The organism is Burkholderia sp. RF2-non_BP3, from assembly GCF_001522185.1.
Classification (GTDB): domain Bacteria; phylum Pseudomonadota; class Gammaproteobacteria; order Burkholderiales; family Burkholderiaceae; genus Burkholderia; species Burkholderia diffusa.
Genome location: NZ_LOSU01000015.1, coordinates 54,228 through 78,907, shown reverse-complemented (window position 1 = coordinate 78,907; position 24,680 = coordinate 54,228). Strand labels below are relative to the sequence as shown.

Genomic DNA, 24,680 nt, shown 5'->3' with positions numbered 1-24,680 from the left:
AGGATCATTCATCGAGCAGGATAATCAAGATGACTAAATACTACGACTACATCATTGTGGGCGCCGGGTCGGCGGGATGCGTGCTGGCGAACCGCCTGACCGAGGATTCGAACGTCAGCGTGCTGGTTCTGGAGTACGGCGGAAGCGATCGCAGCGTGATCATCCAGATGCCGAGCGCGTTCTCGATGCCGATGAACACGAAGCGGTTCAACTGGCACTACGAGACGGCGCCGGAACGGAACCTGGACGGACGCCGCCTGCATTGCCCGCGCGGCAAGGTGCTCGGCGGCTCGTCGTCGATCAACGGCCTGGTCTACATTCGCGGTCACGCGTGCGATTTCGACGAATGGGAATCGCTCGGCGCCCGCGACTGGGGATACCGGAACTGCCTGCCGTATTTCCGCAAGGCCGAGAGCTACAAGTTCGGCGGCGACGAATATCGCGGCGCGGACGGCCCGCTGAGCACCAACAACGGCAACAACATGCAGAACCCGCTGTACGGCGCCTGGGTGGAAGCGGGGGCCGAGGCCGGCTACATCAAGACCGACGACTGCAACGGCTACATGCAGGAAGGGTTCGGCGCGATGCACATGACGGTCAAGAACGGCGTTCGGTGGTCGACCGCGAACGCATACCTGCGCCCGGCAATGCGGCGACCCAACCTGACCGTCGTCACGCATGCGATGACGCGCCGGATCGTGATGGAAGGCAAGCGCGCGGTCGGCGTGGTCTACGAGCAGGGTGGCGTCCAGCACACGGTTCGCTGCACGCGGGAAGTGCTGGTGTCGTCGGGGCCGATCGGCTCGCCGCACCTGCTGCAGCGCTCGGGGATCGGGCCGGCCGACGTGTTGCGCAAGGCGGGGATCGAGGTCGTGCACGATCTGCCGGGCGTCGGCGAGAATCTTCAGGACCACTCGGAAATCTACATTCAGTACGAGTGCAAGGAGCCGGTGTCGCTCAACGGCAAGATGGGGCTGCTCGGCAAGGCGATGATCGGCCTGCGCTGGCTGCTGTTCAAGGACGGGCTGGGCGCCAGCAACCATTTCGAGGCAGGCGGGTTCATCCGTTCCGAAGCAGGGCTGCGCTGGCCTGACATCCAGTTCCACTTCCTGCCGGCGGCGATGCGTTATGACGGCGACAAGCCGTACAAGGGCCATGGCTTCATGGTGCTCACGGGGCCGAACAAACCCAAGAGCCGCGGGTACGTTCGGGTTCGCTCCGCCGATCCGTACGAGCATCCGGAAATCCGGTTCAACTATCTCGACCGCGAGGAAGATCGCGAGGGGTTCCGTCGCTGCGTGCGCCTCACGCGCGAGATCGTCGGGCAGCCGGCCATGGATCGCTTCCGCGGCGTGGAGCTGGCGCCCGGCCCGGACGTGACGACGGACGACGAGATCGACGCGTTCGTGCGCGCCAACATGGAAAGCACGATGCATCCGTGCGGCTCGTGCCGGATGGGCGAGGACGAGATGGCCGTGGTGGATTCCGAATTGCGCGTGCGCGGCGTTCAGGGCCTGCGCGTCATCGATTCGTCGGTGTTTCCGACCGAACCGAACGGGAATCTGAACGCGCCAACGATCATGCTGGCCGAACGGGCCGCCGACCTGGTGCGCGGCCGGAAAGTGCTCGCGCCGTCCGATGCGGCGGTCGGCTTCGTCGAGAATTGGGAAGCGCAACAGCGCACGGGTGTGCCCAAGCGCAAGGTGGCCGCTTAAGCGCGGCGCACGGCGGCGCGCGTTCGGCAGTCACGTCACCGATCGCGCGCCGCCTCCGGCGACACCGCACCGCACGCGCGGATCACGAGCTGCACGACCTGCTCGGTCGTTTCGGCGAACGCCTTCTGCGTGAACGCACGCTTGCCGCTCAGCGCGCGGATCTGCGCATCGAAATCCGCATAGTGCTGCGTGGTCGCCCAGATCAGGTACATCAACGCATGTGCATCGATCGGCGCGAGCAGTCCGCGCGCGATCCAGCCTTCGATCACCTTCACCCGCGTGTCGAACCAGGGCTTCACGCGTTCCGACAGGATGTCCTGCATGTGCGCGGCACCGTGGATGATCTCGTTGGCCCAGACCTTCGAGCCGAGCGGGCGCCGTCGCGACAGATCCATCTTCGCGCGCACGTAGCCGCCGATCGCCTCGACCGGATCGTCGCCGGCCTCGAACGACCCGGCCGCGCGGTGCCAGTCTTCGAACAGGTCGTCGAGCACGCGACGGTACAGCGCAAGCTTCGTCGGGAAGTAGTAATGCAGGTTCGCCTTTGGCAGGCCTGCACGTTCGGCGATCATCGCCGTGCTCGCGCCGTCGAGCCCGCGCTCCGCGAATACGGCTTCCGCGCAGGCCAGCAGATGCGCTTCGTTGGACTCGCGGATGTGCGCCTTGCGTCGCCGCAATGGCATGTTCGCTTCGTCGTCGCCGGTGACTTCGGCGGCCGCTTCGTCATGTCTCATCGTTACCCTCGCGCGGCGTGCATGCCGCGTTGCGCTTCATTCTAGCCGCTGGTTCGCATCGAACGCACGTGCTCGTCCGCATCGGCGTGCGCAATGCTGCGATGCGGTGGCACGTTTCTCGCTCGTTCGATTCACGGAAGAAAGACATTGCGCTGGGCATTTTGATCGTCTAAAACCTGTCCAATCGGACAGGATTTGATGATCGACGGAATGCAGTGCCGGCAATCCGCCGATCGATCGGACGAATCACGCGAACGATGCACATCTGCACCTCGCCGGTGCGGGTTTGCCCCGACGGCAGCAATGCGCGCACCGGCGGCGACCGGAATGACGGCATGACCGACCCCACAGGAGCGATACGAATGAACGCGGTATCGGAAACAGTGAAGCGGGCAGCATTCGACACGTCGATCAAGGTCGACGGCAGGCGGTTGTGGGACAGCCTGATGGAGGTGGCGAAGATCGGCGCGACGCCGAAGGGCGGCGTCTGCCGCCTCGCGCTGACCGATCTCGACAAGGCCGGACGCGACTTGATCGTCAGCTGGGCGAAAGCCGCCGGCTGCACGGTGACGGTCGATACGATGGGCAATGTGTTCATGCGCCGCGCGGGCCGCGTGGCCGACGCGGCGCCGGTCGTCACCGGCTCGCACGCGGATTCGCAGCCGACGGGCGGCCGCTTCGACGGCATCTACGGCGTGCTCGGCGGCCTGGAGGTGATTCGCAGTCTGAACGATCACGGCATCGAGACCGAGCATCCGGTCGAGGTCGTGATCTGGACCAACGAGGAAGGCTCGCGCTTCGCGCCGGCGATGGTCGCGTCGGGCGTGTTCGCGGGCGTGTTCCCGCTCGAGTACGGGCTGTCGCGCAAGGATGTCGACGGCAAGACGATCGGCGAGGAACTCGCGCGCATCGGCTACGCGGGCGACGTACCCTGCGGCGGTCGCAAGCTGCATGCGGCGTTCGAGCTGCATATCGAGCAGGGGCCGATTCTCGAGGCGGAGTGCAAGACGATCGGCGTCGTGACGGACGCGCAGGGGCAGCGCTGGTACGAGATCACGTTCACCGGCCAGGAAGCGCACGCGGGGCCGACGCCGATGCCGCGCCGTCGCGACGCGCTGCTCGGCGCATCGCGCGTGGTCGATCTCGTGAACCGGATCGGCCTCGATCACGCGCCGTTCGGCTGCGCGACGGTCGGGATGATGCAGGTTCACCCGAACTCGCGCAACGTGATTCCGGGCCGCGTGTTCTTCACCGTCGATTTCCGTCATCCGGACGACGCCGTGCTCGCGGAGATGGACGCCGCGCTGCGCGACGGCGTCGCGCGCATCGCGGGCGAGATCGGGCTCGACACCGCGCTCGAGCAGATTTTCTACTACAAGCCCGTCGCGTTCGATCCGGCCTGCGTGGCGGCCGTGCGCGACGCGGCCGATCGCTTCGGCTACTCGCATCGCGACATCGTGTCGGGGGCGGGGCACGACGCTTGCTATCTGGCGCAGGTCGCGCCGACGTCGATGGTGTTCGTACCCTGCGTCGACGGCATCAGTCACAACGAGATCGAGGACGCGACGCCTGCGTGGATCGAGGCCGGCGCGAACGTGCTGCTGCACGCGATGTTGTCGCGCGCATGCGAGCCGGCTTCATGACGGATCGGATCTAGCGCAGCCGGCAGGCTGATCGTCGCCTGACCGTGGCATGCCCAAGCAGGACCGCCCCGACTGTGCATTCGCAGCCGGCGGGGACGGCTTTGTCTCCACCAGTCGAAGGAACGCGTATGACCACCAAGCCAACCGGCGATATCGCCGCGCATCGCCTGTCGTCCACGCAACTCTCGTGCGAATTCGCCGATATCGCGCCGCTGCTCGATCCGACTGCCGCCGCGGCTGCCGCCAGCCGCTGCCACTACTGCTACGACGCGCCGTGCGTGCAGGCCTGCCCGACGCAGATCGACATCCCGAGCTTCATCCGCAAGATCGGCAACGGCAACCTGAAGGGCGCCGCGACCGACATCCTGTCCGCGAATCCGCTCGGCGGGATGTGCGCACGCGTGTGCCCGACCGAGATCCTGTGCGAAGGCGCGTGCGTGCGCAATCACCAGGATGCGCAGCCGGTCGCGATCGGCGCGCTGCAGCGGCACGCGACCGACTGGGCGATGGCGAGCGGCGCGGTGCGCTTCACGCGTGCGCCCGATACGGGGCGGCATGTCGCGGTGGTCGGCGCGGGGCCGGCCGGGCTCGCCTGTGCGCACCGGCTCGCGCTCGCCGGGCATCGCGTCACGCTGTTCGACGCGCGGCCGAAGGCGGGCGGCTTGAACGAATACGGGATCGCCGCGTACAAGACCGTCGACGATTTCGCGCAACGCGAAGTCGAGTGGCTGCTGTCGGTCGGCGGCATCGCGGTGGAAACGGGTGTCGCGCTCGGCCGCGACGTGACGCTCGACGCGTTGCGCGAGCGGCATGACGCGGTGTTTCTCGCGATGGGCCTGGGCGGCGTACGCACGCTCGCGATCGACGGCGAGCAATTGACCGGCGTGATGAACGCGGTCGACTTCATCGAGCAGGTGCGGCAGGCCGACGCGCTGGAGAACGTGCCGGTCGGGCGGCGCGTGGTCGTGATCGGCGGTGGCAACACGGCGATCGACGCGTCCGTGCAGAGCCGCAAGCTCGGCGCGGAGCGCGTGACGATGGTGTACCGGCGCGGCGTGGACGCGATGAGCGCGACCTGGGCCGAACGCGAGTTCGCGCAAAAGAGCGGCGTCACGCTCGTCACGCACGCGAAGCCGGTGCGCATCTCGGGCGCGGACGGGCACGTGACGGGTGTCGAATTCGAGGCCGCGTCGGGCGAGCGTTTCACCGTCGACGCGGACATGGTGCTGAAGGCGATCGGTCAGACGCTGGCGCCGGACGGTGTCGCGGCCGCGCTGCTGACGACGGACGGCACGCGCATCGCGGTCGACGCGGACGGACGCACGGCGTTGCCCGACGTGTGGGCCGGCGGCGACTGCGCGGGGACGGACGGCATCGACCTCACGGTGCAGGCCGTGCAGGACGGCAAGCGCGCGGCGGCGGCGATCGACGCGGCGCTCGCGCAGCGCGCTGCCAAGGCCGCGTGAGCACGGCATACGCAACGGCATCGCGCGTATTGCGTGCATGGCGCGCGCCACGCGAACCACGATAAACGCCCCATTTTCACGGAGCCGAACATGGCCGACCTTCGCTGCACCATCGCAGGCATCACTTCGCCGAATCCGTTCTGGCTGGCCTCCGCACCGCCGACCGACAAGGCGTACAACGTCAATCGCGCGTTCGAGGCGGGCTGGGGCGGCGTCGTCTGGAAGACGCTCGGGCTCGATCCGCACGTCGTCAACGTCAGCTCGCGCTACGGCGCGGTGCAGTGGAACGGTCAGCGCATCGCCGGCCTGAACAACATCGAGCTGATCACCGACCGCCCGCTCGACGTGAACCTGAAAGAGATCGCGCAGGTGAAGCGCGACTGGCCCGACCGTGCGCTGATCGTGTCGCTGATGGTGCCGTGCAACGAGCGCGACTGGAAATGGATCCTGCCGCTCGTCGAGGATACGGGCGCCGATGCGGTCGAGCTGAACTTCGGCTGCCCGCACGGGATGAGCGAGCGCGGGATGGGCGCGGCCGTCGGGCAGGTGCCGGAATACGTCGAGATGGTCACGCGCTGGGTCAAGGAAGGCACGAAGCTGCCGTGCCTCGTGAAGCTCACGCCGAACATCAGCGACATCCGGATGGGCTCGCGCGCCGCCTACAAGGGCGGCGCGGACGGCGTGTCGCTGATCAACACGATCAACTCGATCGTCGCGGTGGATCTCGACCAGATGGCGCCGATGCCGACCGTCGACGGCAAGGGCACGCACGGCGGCTACTGCGGCCCGGCGGTCAAGCCGATCGCGCTGAACATGGTCGCGGAGATCGCGCGCGACCCGGAAACGCCGAACCTGCCGATCTCCGGCATCGGCGGGATTTCGTCGTGGCGCGACGCGGCCGAGTTCATGGTGCTCGGCGCCGGCAGCGTGCAGGTATGCACCGCCGCGATGCATTACGGATTCCGTATCGTGTCGGATCTTGCCGACGGGCTGTCGAACTGGATGGACGAGAAGGGCTACGCGACGCTCGACGACGTGCGCGGCCGCGCGGTGCCGAACGTGACCGACTGGAAATACCTGAACCTGAAGTACGACATCAAGGCGCGCATCGACCAGGACCGCTGCATCCAGTGCGGGCTGTGCCATATCGCGTGCGAGGACACGTCGCACCAGGCGATCACGGCCGAGAAGGACGGCGTGCGGCACTTCGAAGTGGTGGACGCGGAGTGCGTCGGGTGCAATCTTTGCATGCATGTGTGTCCGGTCGAGCAATGCATCACGATGGAGCGGGTCGACGCGGGCGACTATGCGAACTGGACCACGCATCCGAACAACCCGGCGCGTGCCGACGCGGGTGCGAGCCCGGCGGAGCCCGCGAAACACGCGAAGGCGGCCTGACCGGCGGCCGGCGGCGCGGTATCGCCCGCGCTGCTGCTTGTGTCCTGTTCTGCCGGCATCGCACGATGCCGGCGCTGACGTTTACGTGGAGCGCGTCCGATGAAACCAGCAGCGATTCCCGCCGATCCCGACAGCGCCGCGGCGCCGGCCGGCAGCCTGTACAACGACGACCTCGCGCCGACGACGGCGTCGCAGCGCACGTGGCGCTGGTATCACTTCGCGGCCCTGTGGGTCGGGATGGTGATGAACATCGCGTCGTACATGCTCGCGGCCGGGCTGATCCAGGAAGGCATGTCTCCGTGGCAGGCCGTGCTGACCGTTCTGTTCGGCAACCTGATCGTGCTCGTGCCGATGCTGCTGATTGGCCATGCGGGCGCGAAACACGGGATTCCGTATGCGGTGCTCGTGCGCGCGTCGTTCGGCACGCAGGGCGCGAAGCTGCCCGCGCTGCTGCGCGCAATCGTCGCGTGCGGCTGGTACGGCATTCAGACCTGGCTCGGCGGCAGCGCGATCTACACGCTGCTGAACATCCTGACCGGCAACGCATTGCACGGCGCCGCGTTGCCGCTCGTCGGCATTTCGTTCGGGCAGCTCGCGTGTTTTCTCGTGTTCTGGGCGCTGCAGCTGTACTTCATCTGGCACGGCACCGATTCGATCCGCTGGCTCGAGAGCTGGTCCGCGCCGATCAAGGTCGTGATGTGCGTCGCGCTCGTTTGGTGGGCGACGTCGCAGGCGGGCGGCTTCGGCACGATGCTGTCGGCGCCGTCGCAGTTCGTCGCGGGCGGCAAGAAGGCCGGACTCTTCTGGGCGACGTTCTGGCCGGGCCTGACGGCGATGGTCGGCTTCTGGGCGACGCTCGCGCTGAACATTCCCGACTTCACGCGCTTCGCGCATTCGCAGCGCGACCAGGTGATCGGGCAGTCGATCGGGCTGCCGCTGCCGATGGCGCTGCTGTCGGTGGTGTCGGTCGTGGTGACGTCGGCCACCGTCGTGATCTACGGCAACGCGATCTGGGATCCGATCGACCTGACGAGCCGGATGACCGGCATCGGCGTCGGCATCGCGCTCGTGATCCTCACGCTCGACACGATGTGCTGCAACCTCGCGGCGAACCTGGTCGGCCCTGCTTACGATTTCTCGAGCCTGTGGCCGAAGGCGATCTCGTACCGCACGGGCGGGATGATCACCGCGACGCTCGCGATCGTGATGATGCCGTGGAAGATCCTCGCGACGACGGACGGCTACATCTTCACCTGGCTCGTCGGCTACTCGGCGTTGCTCGGGCCGGTCGCGGGCATCCTGATGGTCGACTACTTCCTGATTCGCGGCACGCGGCTCGATACGCGCGCGCTGTTCGACGAGCGCGGCGACTTCAGCTACGCACGCGGCTGGAACCCGGCCGCGCTGGCGGCGCTCGCGATCGGCGTGCTGCCGAACCTCCCCGGCTTCCTGCATACCGCGTTTCCGGCGTCGTTTCCGAACGTGCCGGCGTTCTTCAACACGCTTTACACGTATGCGTGGTTCGTCGGCCTCGTGCTGGCGTCCGGCGTGTACGGCACCTGGATGAAGTGGCGCGCCGGACAGCGCGCGCAGATCGCGAGCGCGTGATGCGCGAACGCAAGCGGCACCCGACAGTCAACGAGGAGGCAACCAAATGGCAATCCTGATTCGCGGCGGCACCGTGGTCGATGCGGACCGCACCTATCGCGCGGACGTACTGTGTGCCGACCCGCAGGATGGCGGCACGATCCTGCAGATCGCGGAGACGATCGACGCGCCGGCCGGCGCGACGGTGGTCGATGCGCACGACCAGTACGTGATGCCGGGCGGCATCGATCCGCATACGCACATGGAACTGCCGTTCATGGGCACGACGGCGAGCGACGATTTCTACTCGGGCACGGCCGCCGGGCTGTCGGGCGGCACGACCAGCATCATCGACTTCGTGATTCCGAGCCCGAAGCAGCCGCTGATGGATGCGTTCCACGAGTGGCGCGGCTGGGCCGAGAAGGCCGCGGCCGACTATGGCTTTCACGTGGCCGTCACGTGGTGGGACGAATCGGTGCACCGCGACATGGGCACGCTCGTGCGCGAGCATGGCGTGTCGAGCTTCAAGCACTTCATGGCGTACAAGAACGCGATCATGGCCGACGACGAGGTCCTCGTGAACAGCTTCTCGCGTTCGCTCGAACTCGGCGCGCTGCCGACCGTGCACGCGGAGAACGGCGAGCTCGTGTTCCAGTTGCAGAAGGCGCTGCTCGCGCGCGGGATGACCGGGCCGGAGGCACATCCGCTGTCGCGTCCGCCCGAGGTCGAGGGCGAGGCCGCGAACCGCGCGATTCGCATCGCGCAGGTGCTCGGCGTGCCCGTGTATATCGTGCACGTGTCGGCGAAGGATGCGGTCGATGCGATCACGCGCGCGCGCAGCGAAGGGCTGCGCGTGTTCGGCGAGGTGCTGCCGGGCCACCTGGTGATCGACGAGTCGGTGTATCGCGATCCGGACTGGACGCGTGCGGCCGCGCACGTGATGAGCCCGCCGTTCCGGTCGGCCGAGCATCGCGAGGCGCTGTGGCGCGGGCTGCAGGCGGGGCAGCTGCATACGACCGCGACCGATCATTGCGTGTTCTGCGCGTCGCAGAAGGCGATGGGCCGCGAGGACTTCACGAAGATCCCGAACGGCTGCGGCGGCGTCGAGGATCGCATGTCGGTGCTGTGGCATCACGGCGTCAATCATGGCCGCATCACGCCGAACGAATTCGTGCGGATCACATCGACGAACGCCGCGCAGATCTTCAACCTGTATCCGCGCAAGGGGGCCGTGCAGGTCGGCGCCGACGCCGATCTGGTCGTATGGGATCCGGCCGCGACGAAGACGATCTCGGTGAAGACCCATCACCAGCAGGTCGACTTCAACGTGTTCGAAGGGATGACCGTGCAGGGCGTCGCGACGCATACGCTCACGCGCGGCGCGCTCGCATGGGCCGACGGCGAACTGCGTGCGGTGCGCGGCGCGGGCCGCTATCTGAAACGGCCGCCCGCGGCCGGCTACTACGAGGCTGCGCGCATCGCGAACCGGCTGCGCGAGCCGCATCCGGTCGAACGCGCGGGCTGAGCGACATACGTCGTCCGTTGCGCGGGGCGTGTCCATTCGAACGGCACGCCCCGCGCGCGTTCATGCGGCTCGTCATGTGCATTGCCGCTCCGTCCCTTTTCGACCTCCACTCGATTCTTTCAATATATGGGACCGATCGAACGTCGTCGCGTCCGTTCAACTTGCAGGTAAATAGAAGAACTGAGCAAATCGACGACGCAAGCGACACCGCGCGGAGCACGCCATTTTGTTTGCGTTGTCGTCATGCATGACGGCGAGTAATATCCACCGACGGCGTTACACGCGCGTGCCGGGCCGGGCCGCCTGCCGAGCAGTCCAATAAACATAGAGAGAAAGGAGCACAAGGTGGATATTCTGCGCAGTCTCCTGGGCATGCTGTTCCTGCTGCTGGTCGCTTATCTGCTGTCGAACAACCGGCGCGCGGTGAGCGGCCGGACCTTGATCGCCGCGCTGCTCACGCAGTTCGCGATCGGCGCGCTGGTGTTGTTCGTGCCGTCGGGCCGCGCGGCGCTGGCGGCGGCCGCGAACGGCGTCAATCGCGTGCTCGACATGGGCAATCACGGCATCGCGTTCGTATTTGGCGGGCTGGTCGACGCCCGGATGTTTCAGCTGTTCGGCGACGGCGGGTTCGTGTTCGGGCTGCGCGTGCTGCCGATGATCATCTTCGTCACCGCGCTGATCGCGGTGCTCTACTACGTCGGCGTGATGAAGTGGATCGTCGCGATCCTCGGCGCGGGGCTCGCGAAAGTGCTCGGCGTGAGCCGCATCGAGGCGTGCTCGGCCGTCGCGACGATCTTTCTCGGGCAGAGCGAGATGCCCGCGCTCGTGAAGCCGTTCGTGCGGCACATGACGGGCGCCGAGATCTTCACGGTGATGGCGAGCGGCATGGCGTCGGTCGCGGGCTCGGTGCTGGTCGGCTATGCCGGTCTCGGCGTGAAGATGGAGTACCTGCTCGCCGCATCGTTCATGGCGGTGCCGGGCGGGCTGCTGTTCGGCAAGCTGCTGTTTCCGACCGTCGAGCCGAGTCGCGTCGTGGTCGACGGGCTCGATTTCGACGACAAGCGGGCCGCCAACGTGATCGAGGCGGCGGCATCCGGCGCGTCGGTGGGCCTGCGGATCGCGATCAACGTCGGCGCGATGCTGATCGCGTTCGTGGGGCTCATCGCGCTGATGAACCTCATCGTCGGCGGCGTGGCCGCGTTCGCGGGCTTTCCGCAGGTGACGCTGCTGGGCATCATCGGCCACCTGTTCGCGCCGCTGGCGTGGATCATCGGCGTGCCGTGGCACGACGCGGCGCTGGCCGGCAACTTCATCGGCGAGAAACTGATCTTCAACGAGTTCGTCGCGTACGGCGACCTGTCGCCGTATCTGAAGGGCGGCGAGCACGTCGCGGCGGCCGGCCTGCAGGTGCTCGACCCGAAGACGCTCGCGATCGTGTCGTTCGCGCTGTGCGGCTTCGCGAACTTCTCGTCGATCGCCATTCTCGCGGGCGGCTTCAGCGCGGTCGCGCCCGAGCGCCGCTCGGAAGTCGCGCGGCACGGCTTGCGTGCGCTGACGGCCGCGACGCTGTCGAACCTGATGAGCGCGGCGATCGCCGGCCTGTTCTTTTCGCTGCACTGAGCAATCGAGGAGACGCAACGATGTTTTTGCCGCAGGAGTTCATTCGCCGCAAGCGCGACCGGCAGCCGCTCGATCGCGACGAGATCGCCGCGTTCGTGCGCGGCGTGACCGACGGCAGCGTGACCGAGGGCCAGGTGGCGGCGTTCGCGATGGCCGTGTACTTCAACGACCTGAGCACCGATGAGCGCGTCGCGCTGACGATCGCGCAGCGCGACTCGGGCGACGTGCTCGACTGGCGCGCGCTCGATCTCGGCGGACCGGTGATCGACAAGCATTCGACGGGCGGCGTCGGCGATGTCGTGTCGCTGATGCTCGGGCCGATGGTGGCCGCATGCGGCGGCTACGTGCCGATGATCTCGGGGCGCGGGCTCGGCCACACGGGCGGCACGCTCGACAAGCTCAGTGCGATCCCCGGCTACGACGTGACACCGGACACGGATGCGTTTCGCCGCACGGTGCGCGACGTCGGCGTCGCGATCATCGGGCAGACCGCGCGGCTCGCGCCGGCGGACAAGCGCATTTATGCGATTCGCGACGTGACGGCGACCGTCGAGTCGGTCGCGATGATCACCGCGTCGATCCTGTCGAAGAAGCTCGCGGCGGGGCTCGACGGGCTCGTGATGGACGTCAAGGTCGGCTCCGGCGCGTTCATGCCGACCGCCGAGAAATCGGCCGAGCTGGCACGCAGCATCGTCGACGTCGGCAACGGCGCCGGCATGAAGACCACCGCGATCCTGACCGACATGAACCAGTCGCTCGCGCCGTGCGCGGGCAATGCGCTCGAAGTCGCGTGTGCGATCGATTACCTGACGGGCCAGTCGCGACCGGCGCGCCTGCATGACGTGACGATGGCGCTGTCGGCGCAGTTGCTCGTCACCGGCGGATTGGCGCGCGATGTCGCGCAGGCGCGCACGATGTTGCAGCAGGCGCTCGACTCGGGCGCGGCGGCGGAACGCTTCGCGAGAATGGTGGCGGCGCTCGGCGGCCCGGTGGACCTGATCGAAGCACCCGCGCGTCATCTTGCGCGGGCGGATGTGATCGTGCCGGTTCCGGCGCCCGCGAGCGGTGTGGTGCAGCGGGTCGACTGCCGCGCGCTCGGGCTCGCGGTCGTCGCGCTCGGCGGCGGCCGCACGCGCGCGGAGGATGCCATCGACTACCGTGTCGGCCTGACGGCGCTCGCGGAGATCGGGCAGCGCGTCGAAGCCGGCCAGCCGCTCGGCTACGTGCATGCCCGCGACGACGCGGCCGCCGCACGTGCGGTGGACGAGGTGCGGCAAAGCTACTTGCTGGGCGAGACGGGCGAGGCGCCGCCGACCATTTACGGGCAGATCGGCTGACCGGACGCCGATCCCGGCGCGGCGGAACGTGCGGGTATCGGCGTCCGTTTCACATGACGGGTGTATCGTGCCGGCCGGGATGTATCGCGTCGAGGCATCCCCGCACACGACTGGAGGCACCATCGAGATGGAACGAGACGAACTCATCGAACAGGCCAGGGCGGCGCGCGAACGCGCGTATGCGCCGTATTCGCGCTTCAAGGTCGGCGCTGCGCTGCAGGCGCGCGACGGAACGGTTTTTCACGGCTGCAACGTCGAGAACGCGTCGTACGGACTGTGCAATTGCGCGGAACGCACGGCGATGTTCGCGGCGATCGCCGCCGGCTATCGTCCGGGCGACTTCACGCGGCTCGCGGTGATCGGCGACACCGACGGCCCGATCGCGCCGTGCGGCGCGTGCCGCCAGGTGATCATCGAGATCGGCCGGCCCGATATCGAAGTGATCCTGGCCAACCTGAAAGGGGCCGTCGAGATTACGACGGCCCGCGCGTTGCTGCCCGGCGCGTTCAGCCTGTAGCGGAGCACGCCGCGGCACGCATCACGCGCCGTCGCGCGCGTCGCGGATTGGGATCACGGTGCGCGCGCCGCACTGGCGCAGCAGGTCGCGCAGTTCGTTGATGACCGGAAACACCTCGTGATTCCAGTCGGCGCCCTGCCGGTCGTGCGCTTCCTGCTCGCGCTCGACGATCCAGCGATCCTCGCGGAAGATCCGCTCGGTGAACCAGACGAGCAGCGGCCACGCGAGATCGAGCGCGAACGGGATGCCGGGCTTGTGGATCGACAGCAGTCCGAACGTGCGATTGGTACGCTGCTCCGCATCGAGCGGCACGTAGACGATCCACAGGTCCATCACGAGCGTGCCTTCGCTCGAGCGGATCTGCAGCGTCTGGTACGGGTAGCCGGTGCGCACCGTCATCACGCTCTTGTCGGCCTGGTCGCCGGGCTTCTTGCTCGAGCCGAACACGAGCGCCTCGCCGACCGGCTGCTTGCCTTCCATGCGCGCGAACGTGTAATCGACCTCGACCCAGTCGTCGCCGCGACGCCGGCCGAGCGCGCGCGCCCGCATCTGCCCCATCTGCTTGCGATGCAGGAACTGATGGTTCATGTCCATCAGGTTCTCGTGCATGAACGAGTAGTGGCACTTGACCTCGCGGCCGAAGCGGCGCGTCTTGAATGCAGGGTCGTCCGCCGATTCGAGCGCGGGGAACGGGCGTTCGTCGGCGAGCGTCGCATCGCCGGGGAACACGAAGATCACCCCGTGCGCCTCGCGGCACGGATAGGCGCGCACGCCGTTGGGCAAGCGCTCGCGGCCGAGGTAGGGTACGTCGACGCAGCGGCCGCTGTCGCACGCGTAGGTCCAGCCGTGGTAGCAGCAGCGCAGCGTTTCGCCGCTCACGACGCCCGCATGCAGCGGCACCTGGCGGTGCGCGCAACGATCTTCGAGCGCGTATACGGCGCCGGATTCGGTCCGCACGAGCACGATCGGATCGCCGGCGAAGCGCACGCCGAGCGTCTTGCCGCGCTTCAGTTCGCGCGACCACGCGAGCGGATACCAGTGATCGGGATGGATGGGCACGCGGCGCAGGTCGCGCACGACCGCGCCGGTGGACGGTTCTTCAAGGGTGCCGCTGTCAGACAAAGGCACTGCGCGCATGCGTGACGCCTCCTGGCTGGACGGAAGGTCCGGACGCCGCAACACGCGGCGTGGCTTGGGAGAAGTCTACGCGAAGTTGCACCGCATGGCGGACGCGATGCGGGTTTGCACCGGCACGGCGGGTGCGATTTGTTTGATGCGGCGCAATCCGCGGCACGGGCGGCAGGGGCGGCATGCGAGGCCGCCCGGCCTCGGCCGCGCAACGGGCCGCAGCCCGTCACGCGGCCGGTTGCCGGTCACGAGCGGGCGTCGCGCCACAGCACCGGGTCGGCGCGGTACAGCGCCGGGAAGTAGTGTTTCAGCCCGGCGACCTTCGGCAGGTCGTTGAACGCGATGTACGGCGCGTCGGGATGCAGTTCGAGGTAGTTCTGGTGATAGGCCTCGGCCGGGTAGAACCCCTTGTAGGCCTCGATACGCGTGACGACCGGCGCCGGAAACGCGTGCGCGGTGCCGAGCTGCGCGATGTACGCGGTCGCGACCGCGCGTTGCTGCGCGGTGGTCGGGAAGATCGCCGACCGGTACTGCGACCCTTCGTCGGGGCCTTGCCGGTTGAGCTGGGTCGGATCGTGCGCGACCGAGAAGAACACCTGCAGCAGCCGTCCGTAGGTGATCTGCGTCGGGTCGTAGACGATGCGTACCGATTCCGCGTGCCCCGTCAGCCCGGACCCGACGAGTGCATAGTGCGCGGTTTCGGACGCGCCGCCCGCATAACCGGCCGTGACCTGCTTCACGCCCTTCACGTGCTCGAACACGCCCTGCACACCCCAGAAACAGCCGCCGGCAAGCACGGCCGTCTCGTCGTGCGATGCGCCGGGCGTTTCGTCGAGGGTCGGCGCGGGCACGGTGCGCATCGGCTCGGCGGAGTTGACGATGCGCTGGTAGCCGAACACGGCGGCGGCCGCGACGGCGAGGGCGCCGATGCGGCGCAGCATCGCTGTGCGCCGTCGTGGCGTGGCGGCGCGGGTGGGTGTCGGGTTCATCGTTGGCTCCTTCGGAATGCGTTGGGGAAGACGGCGGTCGGATGTCGGCCTGGCATGCGTTCAACCGAACGTGAATGCGTACGCATCGACACCCGGATCGAGAAACTCGATCGCGAACGTGCGATCGGCGATCGCGCCGGGCTGGCGGACGAGCTGGTACAGGCGCTGCCCGGTGACCGAGCCGTAGCCCTGCGCGTCGACGTCGGCGCCGTGCGCGGCCCCGGGCGCCGCGCCGTCGAGCGTCACGCGAAAGCGCACCGGCTTGCCGTTTGCACCCGGGCCGAGCACGAGATGCAGGTCGCGCGCATGGAAGCGGTAGACGATCCGGCCGGACGGCGCGGCGAGCGACGCGCGCTCGGCGCCGACCTGCCAGGTGCCCGCGAGGCCCCAGTCGTTCAGGTCGGGATGCGCGGGCGCGTCGTAGCGGTGTGCCGTGTCGCGCACCAAGCCGCCCGGCGACGTGAAGTCGTCCGCGCGCGCATAGCCGACATAGGTTTCGGGCGAGCGGACGTCGGCGCTGTCGGCCGCCGCGAGCGCGCCTTTCGCGGGCGCGCCGGCGAGCCCGAGCGGCACCTTCAGCGCTTCCGGGTGGCCGGCTTCGGCGAGCAGCGACTGGATCGCGCGTTCCGACTGCGCGTATTCGCCTTCGCCGAAGTGATGGCGGCGCACGCGCCCCTGCGCGTCGACGAAGTAGTGCGCGGGCCAGTATTCGTTGCTGAACGCGCGCCAGATCGTGTAGTGGTTGTCGATCGCGACCGGGAAGTCGATGCCGAGGTCGTGCACGGCCTTCTTCACGTTGCCGATGTCGCGCTCGAACGCGAACTCCGGTGCGTGCACGCCGATCACGACGAGCCCGTACGGCGCGTACTTGCGTGCCCAGGCCGTGGTGTACGGCAGCGTGCGCAGGCAGTTGATGCACGAATAGGTCCAGAAGTCGACGAGCACGACCTTGCCGCGCAGGCCGGCCGCGGTCAGCGGCGGCGAATTCAGCCACTGCACGGCGCCGTCGAGCGACGGCAGCGTGCCTTCGACGGGCAGCGCGGCCGGCGCCTGCGGCGCGGGTGTGACCTCGGCCGCGCGCATCATCGCGCCGCCGGGCTGCGCGGCATCGGCCGTGGCTGCCATCATCGCGCCGCCCGAATCGTTCGCGGTGCGGTCTGCCGGGCGGTCCGCCGGCGAGCCCGTCGCGACCGTCGCCGCCGGCGCGCCGTTCGAGCGCCCGCCGAGCCGGTCGACGAGCTTCGCCTCGAGGCCGCCCGTCGTGACGGTCGACAGCTGCGCGAGCGCCCCCGTATCGAGGCCGAGCGCGATCGCGGCGACGCCCGCCAGCAGCGCGGCGCCGATCCCGCGCTTGATCCATTCGCCCGCGCCGAGCGAGCGCTTCATCGCGGCGAACACCTTGCCGCCGATCACGAGCGCGACGCCGAGCGACGTCGCCGCGCCGGCCGCGTAAGCCACGAGCAGCAGCGTGGTGCCGACGCTCGCGCCGCGCAGCGCGGCGCCGGTCAGCACGAGCCCGAGGATCGGGCCGGCGCACGGCGCCCACAGCAGGCCGGTGGCGACGCCGAGCAGCAGCGACGACAGCGGGCCGGCCGGGCGGCCGTCGCGCTGCGCGAGGCCGGTGAGGCGGTTGCCTGCGGCGACGAGCGGGCGCGTCAGGTGTTCGGCGAGGCGCGGCATCAGCAGCGTCAGGCCGAATACCGCGAGCAGCACGATGGCGGCCCAGCGGCCGGCCTGGTTGGCCTGCGCGACCCAGCCGCCGCCGACGGCGGCGAGCGTCGCGACGACGGCGAACGTGAGCGCCATGCCGGCCAGCAGCGGCAGGCCGGTGCGCACGAACGGCTGGTCGGCGCGCGCGAACACGAACGGCAGCACGGGCAGGATGCACGGGCTCAGGATCGTGAGCACGCCGCCGAGATAGGCGAGGACGATGAGCAGCATGATGCGTTCTCCAGTCGGTCGGGAGTGGGGCCGGATCAGGCGGCGGCCGGGTGGAAGGCGAGTGCGAGGCCGTTCATGCAGTAGCGCAGGCCGGTGGGCGGCGGGCCGTCGTCGAACACGTGGCCGAGATGGCCGCCGCAGCGGCGGCAGTGCACTTCGGTGCGGACCATCCCGAACGACGTGTCGGTGTCGGTCGCGACCGCGTGGTCGAGCGGCTTCCAGAAGCTCGGCCAGCCCGTGTGGCTGTCGAACTTGGTGGCCGACGAGAACAGCGCGAGGCCGCAGCCCGCGCACGCGAACGTGCCGGGGCGGTGCTCGTCGTTCAGCGGGCTGCTGTACGGCCGCTCGGTGCCGGCGTCGCGCAGGATCGCGTACTGGGCGGGCGTGAGCCGGCGATGCCATTCGGCGTCGCTGAGGGTGACCTCGTATGGCGCGGCCATCTTCGGCGCAGCCGTCGACGCGGCGAACGCGCGGCCGACCAGTGCGCGGCGGCCGGCCGACGACAGCGCCGCGAGCGTGGCGAGGCCGGTGGCGCCGGCGAACAGCAGCAGATGTCTGCGGGTGGGCATGATGGGCTCCTGGAAGCAGGTCCTGAAAACATGCGCCTATCGTAGACAGCGGCCGGTGTCGAAGTCCTCACGGAAAGTTAAAGGAATTGTGATGTTTGTGGTGCTCCGTCGGGGCGCGCTCGACGGGAACCGCCTGATATCGCGAGAAGGGTGGGAGAACCCGCGTGGCGCGCACCGAGTCGACTTTGCAGGAGGTGGTGGGTCGCCAAACTGTCAAAATTCGTCATATCTAGGACTTGTCTAATTCGGCGAAACCTAGATTGGGCGCTGGTCCTATATCTTGCTTTGTAAGGTATTTATAAAATATCTATCAAAGAATTTCGCAAGATGACCTCGGGCGGGAACGGCGGCGATTCAGTATTTGCGGCGAATGACGGCGGCTCGAGGTGAAGCAGGAAATTCAAATGAGAAAATTTCGCGCGGGACCTATTTTTGCAAGCGGCGGCCATCGCCGCTTGCGGGCATGAAGTATATCGAAGGCGATTCTAACGCGATCGATGTCGTAATTATATGTAGGACTACAGATACTCTAATCGATTCGATGTCGCGCACGCATTGCGAATTAGTCGCCGATGATCAAGATGTCTCTCGAGTCGATAAACCTTGACGGCGAAAGCGTGCATCCAGGCTGTCGCCGCACGGGATGGAGGTGATCCGGCTTTACTCGTCTGGAATGAGGGGAAGTCAGATTGCGGAGCGCATGAAGAAAGGCAGGTAGGCCATCAGCGCGGAAGGTCAACGCGATGAAAATTAGGTGTGGCAAACGACGTCGAACCGATCAGATCCAAGACGGTTCTGGATCTGATCGATGAGGGATGCGCGAGCCGATTTGATATCGGAATTAATCTGGATTCTATACAGATAAGTTATGCGAATTATTAACATATTGAAATGCAGTCCGTATGGGATGTCGCTCGTCGCAGTCGCGATGTCGCTTGCATCGTCGATTGCCAGCGCGAACATGCTGGTCTATCCGATGTCTGCGTCGATCGGCGGCGGCAAGGAGTCGGCCGCGGAGCTGCGCATCTATTCGAAATCCGATACGACGCAATACGTGAAGGCGATCGCGAAGCGCGTGATCGATCCGGCGACGGATCACGAGCGCGAGGAGGCCAGCATGAATTCCGGCGACGACGCAATCGTGATCTCGCCGGCCAAGTTCGCGTTGCCGGCTGGCGGCACACGGCTCGTGCGGGTGATACCGCTGGGCGTGCCGAAAAAGGAGGTGCTGTATCGCGTCTATCTGCAACCGGTGGCGGCACCGTCGGATGACGACTCCGCGGCGAAGGACGATGTGTCCGGCAAGGTCGACTTCAGCCTCGTCTGGGCGCCGCTCGTCCGTGTGCTGCCGAAGACGCTCGTGCCGGATTTCCACGTGTCGAAAGGCGCGCTGGCCAATACCGGCAACGTCCGGATCGGTTTGATCGAAGCCGGCGCGTGCCAGTCCGAACAGGACGCCGCGTCGTGCCAATGGACGAAATTTGACCGCAGTGTCTACCCGGACCAGCACTTCACGCTGGAGGGGCTGCATTCCGCACCGTATGTGCGAATCCGATATCGAGTGGGGGGAATGGCAGAAGTACAACAGAAGATTGTGCGCACGCATTCCGCCGACGCGATAAACGCGCCGAGCGCGAATAACGAGACCCTGGCGGGTCATTCCATTGTTTCAACCAACCAGAAGGACTAACCCATGCTGAAATATGTTCCGATCGCTGCCGCAGCCCTGATGTCGATGTCGGCTTACGCCGTTCAGAAGGACATCACCGTCACGGCCAACGTCGACACGACGCTCGAAATGCTGTCGGCGGACGGCTCGGCACTGCCGACCACCATGCAGATGCAATATCTGCCGGGTACGGGTCTTCAGGCAGCTGTAGTGAACACGAAGATCTTCACGAACGACAAGGCGAAGGATCTGCAGATCCGCCTCGCGACTGTTCCGTCGCTGAAGAACCAGACGAGCCCGGGCGCGGCGGAAATTCCGCTGTCGGTCAAGCTGGGTGAAACCGAGCTGACCACCACGGCGGCGACGCTGAAGACGGCAGAACTCTTCCCCGGCGAACTGGCACAAGGTTCGAACGTGCTGCCGCTGTCGATCGGTCAGAAGACCGTCGCAGCCGTCACGGCGTCCGGCAGCTATCAGGGCCTCGTCAGCGTGATCGTTACGCAGAGCGCGGCGTCGGGTAGCTAAGCTCCCCGGCTGTATCGATGGGCGCGCCTGAACGGCGCGCCCTGTTTTTTGTAGTACTCCTTCAAAAAACGTTCAATCTCCCGCATGATTCCATTCGACCTCAAGAAAACCGTTGTCGCATGTCTGAGCGCTCTGTGTGTGACGGACATCGTGTCCGTCGCGCAGGCTGCTTCATCCGTGCCGCCGGGCTTCGAGGACATCATGACGGGGCACGACGAACGCATCAACGTCAACTTTCTGGGCAAGCCGCTCGGCTTGTTCCGCGTGTATGTGACACCGGACACGGTCCGTTTCGAGGATCCCGCAGGCCTGTTGCAGGCGCTCGGCTCGCACGTGAACCCGGCGACCGACGTGTCGACGATCGGCGACGCGCTGTCCAAGTCGATGGCGCGCAACGGCAATCTCGCCTGCGCGGGGCAGTCGGGCGTGAACGGCTGTGGATATGTCGACACCGACAGCGCGGCCGTGATCTACGACGAAAGCGAAGGCAACATCGAGCTGTTCCTGTCGCGCGACTGGCTGAGCACCGAAGAGCGTGACCAGCGGTTTCGCGAGCCGTCGCCGATGACCGAAAACGCGCTGATCCATCAGCAGACGATCAACCTGTCGGGCGGGCGCGGCTACAAGAGCCTGTCCGTGTCGGGCACGGGCGCGCTCGGCATCACGCCGAAGAGTTTCATCGGCGGGAACTGGAATTTCACCCATACGGGCTATTCGCGAGGATCGGACAGCCACGTCCAGCTTCAGGATCTCTACTACCGCCACGATCTCGGCGCCGAGCATTACGCGCAGGCCGGCCGGATGGACAACCGCAATCTCGCGAGCGCGCTCGGCGGCAACTTCGGGTTCACGATGCTGCCGGTCGGCACGCTCGACGGCGTGCGCGTCGGCACGACGCTGGCTTATGTGAACCCCGAAGTTGCGCAGCAGGGCACACCGGTCACGCTGCTGCTACCGCGCGATTCGCGTATCGACGCGTACCGCGGTCAGGAACTGCTGGGCACGTTCTACATGAAGGCCGGCGTCAATGCGCTCGATACGTCCCGCTTTCCGGAAGGCACGTATCCGCTGACGCTGCGCGTGTTCGAGAACGGCGTGCAGGTGCGCACGCAAACGACGCCGTTCACGAAGACGGGCGGCGGTGTCAATTCGCGCACGCGACAATGGTTCGCGCAGGCCGGCCGCCCGTCCGACCGGGACGCGCCGGACGGCATGGCGGCGGCAGCCGGCGTGCGGATTCCGCTGTTGCGTGAAATGGCGCTGACGAGCGGTATCGCGAGCGTCGGCCGGCACGTGTACAACGAAACGGCGCTGGAGTGGCGACACGCGTTTCCGCTGGGCGTGCTCTCGGCCGGCGGTTCGTTTTTCGTGGGCAACGACGGCTCGCGCGGCAACACCCAGCAGATTTCGTTCGCCGACGGCGTGTCGTGGAGCGTGTACCGTTACCAGATGCGCGGCGCGGCGTGCAATGGTCCGGCGGTGTCGTATCGCGACATCGGCTGCTACGACATGCTGAACGCGACCGTGTCGTTTCCGATGGGCAACTGGTCGGCAATGCTCGGCTATACGTACAACAAGAGCGTCGGGCGGTCGCAGAACTGGCAGCCCGACACACCGGACCGTCCGTGGGCGACGCCTGTGTTCCGTGAAGGCGATCAGGTGTCGCGCGCGCTTCAGGCGTCGCTGTCGCGATCCTTCACATGGCGCAAGGTCAGCACGAACCTGCGCGTCGGCGCGTACGCGAATCGCAGCACCGGTGCCCGCAGCGAGTACGGCGGCTACGTCGGTGTGACGCTGTCGATGGCCGAACCCGCGAGGCAGCCCGGGCGCGCGTCCGCTTACACGTCGGCGGGCGTCGACGTTCGCGCGGATCGCAACAGCACGACGACGAACTACACGCTCGACCGCAACTGGAACTGGCAGGGCGACGCCTACCGGGAAGTCGCGCTCGGCGTGTCGGGCTACGGCACCGACAGCCTGACCGGCACCGTGCAGGGCCGCTGGAAGGGGCGCTACGGCGACGTCGCCGCGTCGGTCGCGAACAGCTACAGCCGTGACAGCGGCGGCAATAATCCGTCGGTGACGGCGAGCTATTCGTCGTCGTTCGCGGTGGCGCGCCAGGGCGTGTTCCTCGGCGCATCCGCGTCGCAGTCGGATCCGCTGGCGGGGTTCGCCGTCAGGGTCGGCAAGCGCGACGATGCGAGCGGCATGGCAGCCGAGGTGCGCAGCGATTCGAGCGCGCGGATCAAGGTGGGTTTCGGGCAGCGCGCGCTGTTGCCGGTGTCGGCCTTCACGCCGGTGACGACCGAAGTGAACGACGCGGGCGCGCATGCGTCCGCGGGTGCGACGAGCGTGACCGAGGGGCTCGGCAAGCGCACGCTGTTCATGGTGCCGGGGCAGCTCGCACTGCGCAACGTCGACGCGAAGGTGACGTACACGTACGTCGGCCAGGCCTTCTCGAAGGGTGGCATGCCGCTGTCGGACAGCGTGATTCTCAACGGCGCGATGCCGTTGATCGACAGTCAGGGCGGATTCATTGCCGAACTCGACCATAAGGAAAGCGAACTGTTCGTCGTGGACGGGCCGACGCTGATGCGATGCCCGCTGCACGTGAAGCGCAAGCAGGACGTGCTGATGATGGTGGGCAAGGTGCGTTGCGAAGTGGCCGGGCCGGATGCACTGCCGGAATCGCTGCGCAAGCAGGCCCGCGTGCGCAAGCTGCTGGAGCATCGCTATGTGATGTCGATGCGGGCGCGGACGACAGGCGTGACCGACGCGGAGCAATGACGCGCACGACCTGTGCCGGCAGGCTCCTCACGCTGCCGCTTGCTTTGCCGAAACGATAAGGAAACAGCTACTCAAATGCTTCTGATCAATCGAATTCGCTATCGGGAAATCGTCTTGGCGGCCATGCTGGGCGCAATCTCGCTCGATGCGTCGGCGGCCTCCGAGGCGCCCGCCAATCGCAACGATACTGTGGGAGCCACGCTGGATCGCGGCGCGCCGACGGCGGACGTCGTGGTATTCAACGGCGCGTCGGGCGGCTACGACACGACCAACTACATGAAGTGGGGGCGAAATTCGTGGACGTGCCAGTCGTCTACCGACACGGCGACCGGTGCGTGCGCGACCGAGCCGATTTGGATCGTGGAGGGCGATTCGACCTCGATCCGGCTTTCCTTCAAGGAAGAAACAACCGGCGCCACGGCCGTACTGAATCTGCATGGACAAAATGGGTATAGCCGTCACTTGGATTGCAGCGGCAACCCTGGTCCCGAAGTCGTGTCGATCTCCAGAGAGCCGATCGAGATGGCGCAGGGCGCTACCGTGGGCATTTGCAACACCATAGGCTGGGACGGTCGCAAGCTCTTCGTCAAGATTCCCTCCGCGGAACTGAAGAAGCTCCCGTCCGGCGGAACCTGGAAGGCGAACCTTCAGCTGAACTTGCGACAGTGGGACGTCGGGGGAGTCAACCCGAAGATCGCCACGTTCAAGGCGTCAATCAGGCTGGACGTGACCGACAAGAACAACATCCAGGTCTATCTGCCGGAATTCACGAGCGCGACACCCACCGTGGACCTCAAGCTGCGCAAGCTGCCGAACGGCAGCCGGATGTCGGGCACGTCGAACGTCGACATGTGCCTGTACGACGGCTACAACTCGCAGAGCACGTGGTTCGACGTGTCGGCGAGCGACGGTCTCACGGTCGATCGCCGCGACAAGGGCCAGTATTCGGTGCTGCTCGATAAGGACAAGAGCGGCGCGTACGAATCGCGCATCGATTACAACGTGAGCTTGACGTACGCGGGCAAGAAAATCGTGCTGCCGAACAACGAGACGGTGCGACTTCAAGGTGTGAACAACAGCGCGGGTCGCTCGGTATCGCTGCCGGGCATTTCGGTGCCGGTCGTCTGCACGCCGACGCCGCTGACACTCGAGACGCCGGAATTCCAGTCGGTGTGGAAGCGTCCGGGCAAGTACAGCAACAAGCTGACGATCACGTTTACGCCGTCGTCGGCGAGTCTCTAGTGCGCTCTGCGCCCACGGCGACGCTGAAGGCAGCCGATCCGTTCCCGGGTGAACTGGTGCAGGGTTCGAACGTGCTGCCGTTGTCGGTCGCTCAGAAGACTGTCGAGACCGTCGCGGCTTCCGGCAACTACCGGGGCGTCGTCAGCGTGATCGTCACGCAAAGCGCTGCATCGGGTGGCTAAACCCGAGCGTTTCGCTGGCGGGCGTGCCTGACAGGCGCGCGTGCAGAAGCTGCCGCAGCAGCGCTGTCTAATGTCGTCGGTGCGGGCGGACTGATCCTCCTGCGTC

At 66.9% G+C, this 24,680-nt stretch carries 19 protein-coding genes; 14 read left to right on the top strand and 5 right to left on the bottom strand.

The features are described from left to right. Positions 1 to 29 precede the first annotated feature (29 nt). Positions 30 to 1,715 (top strand): choline dehydrogenase, encoded by a 1,686-nt coding sequence (gene betA, locus WS45_RS06735; protein ID WP_059690281.1) that lies wholly within the window; start codon positions 30 to 32, stop codon positions 1,713 to 1,715. 35 nt (positions 1,716 to 1,750) lie between these two features. On the opposite strand, the gene WS45_RS06730 is transcribed toward betA, so the two are convergent. Then, the gene (locus tag WS45_RS06730; RefSeq protein ID WP_059698960.1) at positions 1,751 to 2,449 is read right to left on the bottom strand and encodes a TetR/AcrR family transcriptional regulator; all 699 of its coding nucleotides are present in this window, start codon (positions 2,447 to 2,449) and stop codon (positions 1,751 to 1,753) included. 362 nt (positions 2,450 to 2,811) lie between these two features. On the opposite strand from WS45_RS06730, the gene WS45_RS06725 reads away from it, so the two are divergent. From WS45_RS06725 to WS45_RS06690, 8 genes are all read left to right on the top strand, one after another. Further along, positions 2,812 to 4,092, top strand: a complete 1,281-nt coding sequence (locus WS45_RS06725; protein ID WP_059698958.1) for a Zn-dependent hydrolase — start codon at positions 2,812 to 2,814, stop codon at positions 4,090 to 4,092. A gap of 128 nt (positions 4,093 to 4,220) precedes the next feature. Continuing rightward, a complete protein-coding gene (locus WS45_RS06720; protein ID WP_059698956.1) occupies positions 4,221 to 5,558 on the top strand; it encodes an NAD(P)-dependent oxidoreductase in 1,338 nt (445 codons plus the stop codon). A 90-nt stretch (positions 5,559 to 5,648) separates the two neighbouring features. Continuing rightward, positions 5,649 to 6,956 (top strand): NAD-dependent dihydropyrimidine dehydrogenase subunit PreA, encoded by a 1,308-nt coding sequence (gene preA, locus WS45_RS06715; RefSeq protein ID WP_059606025.1) that lies wholly within the window; start codon positions 5,649 to 5,651, stop codon positions 6,954 to 6,956. 99 nt (positions 6,957 to 7,055) lie between these two features. Further along, positions 7,056 to 8,564, top strand: coding sequence for an NCS1 family nucleobase:cation symporter-1 (locus WS45_RS06710; protein WP_059690277.1), 1,509 nt, complete (start codon positions 7,056 to 7,058; stop codon positions 8,562 to 8,564). 46 nt (positions 8,565 to 8,610) lie between these two features. Beyond that, positions 8,611 to 10,068, top strand: coding sequence for a dihydropyrimidinase (gene hydA / locus WS45_RS06705; RefSeq protein ID WP_059534457.1), 1,458 nt, complete (start codon positions 8,611 to 8,613; stop codon positions 10,066 to 10,068). Between the two features lie 345 nt (positions 10,069 to 10,413). Next, positions 10,414 to 11,688, top strand: a complete 1,275-nt coding sequence (locus tag WS45_RS06700; RefSeq protein ID WP_059690276.1) for a NupC/NupG family nucleoside CNT transporter — start codon at positions 10,414 to 10,416, stop codon at positions 11,686 to 11,688. Between the two features lie 20 nt (positions 11,689 to 11,708). Then, positions 11,709 to 13,025 carry a thymidine phosphorylase gene (gene deoA, locus WS45_RS06695; protein WP_059698954.1) on the top strand — a complete coding sequence of 439 codons (1,317 nt, stop codon included), beginning with the start codon at positions 11,709 to 11,711 and terminating at the stop codon, positions 13,023 to 13,025. 127 nt (positions 13,026 to 13,152) lie between these two features. Then, positions 13,153 to 13,542 (top strand): cytidine deaminase, encoded by a 390-nt coding sequence (locus WS45_RS06690; protein ID WP_059534451.1) that lies wholly within the window; start codon positions 13,153 to 13,155, stop codon positions 13,540 to 13,542. A gap of 21 nt (positions 13,543 to 13,563) precedes the next feature. Here WS45_RS06690 and WS45_RS06685 read toward each other — a convergent pair whose 3' ends face one another. From WS45_RS06685 to msrB, 4 genes are all read right to left on the bottom strand, one after another. Next, entirely contained in the window at positions 13,564 to 14,679 is a 1,116-nt protein-coding gene (locus tag WS45_RS06685) for an aromatic ring-hydroxylating oxygenase subunit alpha (RefSeq protein WP_059534449.1), read from the bottom strand. Between the two features lie 236 nt (positions 14,680 to 14,915). Further along, the gene (msrA, locus tag WS45_RS06680; protein ID WP_059534445.1) at positions 14,916 to 15,659 is read right to left on the bottom strand and encodes a peptide-methionine (S)-S-oxide reductase MsrA; all 744 of its coding nucleotides are present in this window, start codon (positions 15,657 to 15,659) and stop codon (positions 14,916 to 14,918) included. Positions 15,660 to 15,719: 60 nt separating this feature from the next. Beyond that, positions 15,720 to 17,600: a cytochrome c biogenesis protein DipZ gene (locus WS45_RS06675; RefSeq protein ID WP_059698952.1), complete on the bottom strand. Its 1,881-nt coding sequence runs from the start codon at positions 17,598 to 17,600 to the stop codon at positions 15,720 to 15,722. A 35-nt stretch (positions 17,601 to 17,635) separates the two neighbouring features. Next, positions 17,636 to 18,169, bottom strand: coding sequence for a peptide-methionine (R)-S-oxide reductase MsrB (msrB, locus tag WS45_RS06670; protein ID WP_059698950.1), 534 nt, complete (start codon positions 18,167 to 18,169; stop codon positions 17,636 to 17,638). An 868-nt stretch (positions 18,170 to 19,037) separates the two neighbouring features. On the opposite strand from msrB, the gene cblB reads away from it, so the two are divergent. The 5 genes from cblB (at position 19,038) to WS45_RS36050 (ending at position 24,574) form a co-directional block, all read left to right on the top strand. Continuing rightward, entirely contained in the window at positions 19,038 to 19,859 is an 822-nt protein-coding gene (gene cblB / locus WS45_RS06665) for a cable pilus chaperone CblB (RefSeq protein ID WP_059698948.1), read from the top strand. Positions 19,860 to 19,862: 3 nt separating this feature from the next. Next, positions 19,863 to 20,363: a cable pilus major pilin CblA gene (gene cblA, locus WS45_RS06660; RefSeq protein ID WP_059447391.1), complete on the top strand. Its 501-nt coding sequence runs from the start codon at positions 19,863 to 19,865 to the stop codon at positions 20,361 to 20,363. A gap of 84 nt (positions 20,364 to 20,447) precedes the next feature. Then, positions 20,448 to 23,150, top strand: coding sequence for a cable pilus usher protein CblC (gene cblC / locus WS45_RS06655; protein ID WP_059698946.1), 2,703 nt, complete (start codon positions 20,448 to 20,450; stop codon positions 23,148 to 23,150). 75 nt (positions 23,151 to 23,225) lie between these two features. Further along, on the top strand, positions 23,226 to 24,392 hold the full coding sequence (locus tag WS45_RS06650) for a CfaE/CblD family pilus tip adhesin (protein ID WP_059698944.1): 1,167 nt from the start codon (positions 23,226 to 23,228) through the stop codon (positions 24,390 to 24,392). Next, positions 24,392 to 24,574, top strand: coding sequence for a CS1 type fimbrial major subunit (locus tag WS45_RS36050; protein WP_059698941.1), 183 nt, complete (start codon positions 24,392 to 24,394; stop codon positions 24,572 to 24,574). The genes WS45_RS06650 and WS45_RS36050 overlap by 1 nt, the downstream gene beginning before the upstream one ends. Positions 24,575 to 24,680 lie beyond the last annotated feature (106 nt).